1 protein-coding gene is annotated in these 1,020 nt (G+C 64.1%); it reads right to left on the reverse strand.

Annotated elements, in window-relative coordinates; all coding sequences use genetic code 11:
- The coding region (locus ACYU8Y_RS26475; RefSeq protein ID WP_460941225.1) for a SprB repeat-containing protein at window positions 1–1,020 on the reverse strand (1,020 nt) is incomplete at both ends.

Raw genomic sequence — 1,020 nt, forward strand, 5'->3', positions numbered from 1 at the left:
GTCCGACACGCTCACCGTGTACACCCCCGCTGACAGACCGCTCACCGAGCTGCCACTCAGCCCGTTGCTCCACTGATAAGCATAGGGCGGCAAGCCCCCACTGGCACTCACACTGATGGCCCCCGTCGCCTGACCGCAGGCCGCGGGCGAGACACTCACTAAACTCACGACTGGCGCCTGGGAGCCCGGCAGGTTGATCGAACCGCTCACCCCCGTGCAGCCGTTGGCATCGGTGATGGTCACCGAGTACACCCCCGCCATCAGACCACTCAGCGTCTGACCACTCTGGCCGTTGCTCCACACATATTGATACGGGGCCAGGCCATTACTGGGCGTAGCCGTGATCTGACCCGTGGCCGAGCCACACTGGGCCGCCGTCACCACCAGGTTGATGGCCAACGGCGTCGTGCACCGGCAATCCACACTGGGCAACACCGCCGAGCCGGTGGCCACGCAGCCCCGGGCATCAGTAATGCTCACCGTGTAGGTACCCGGCACTACCCCCGACAGACTCGCCGTGGTGGCCCCGTTGCTCCACAGGTAAGTGTAGGGAGCCGTGCCCCCGCTGATGCTCACCTGCATCACACTGCCCACCGTCGAGGGACACACCGGCTTGACCGGATTGTAGACCGCCACGATGTTCGATGGCTGACCGATCGTCACCTGACCACTGGCCCGGCATCCGTTGCCATCCACCACCGTCACCGAGTACACCCCCGCAACCAGACCACTCACACTGCTGCCACTGGCACCGGTGCTCCAGAAGTAGCTGTACGGACTACTGCCCCCACTCACCGCCACACTCGCACTGCCGCTGGCCGTCGCATTACAAGACGCATCCACGTGACTCAGCATCAGAGATGGACCACTCACCGAGTTGACATTTACCACGGTCGTGCTCACACACCCCCCCGCGTCACTCACCGTCACCGAGTAAGCCCCCGATACCAGACCACTCACACTGGCCGTGCTGGCCCCGGTGCTCCAGCTATAGCTATAAGGCGCTGTGCCTCCACTCAC

The organism is Spirosoma humi (genome assembly GCF_054776575.1).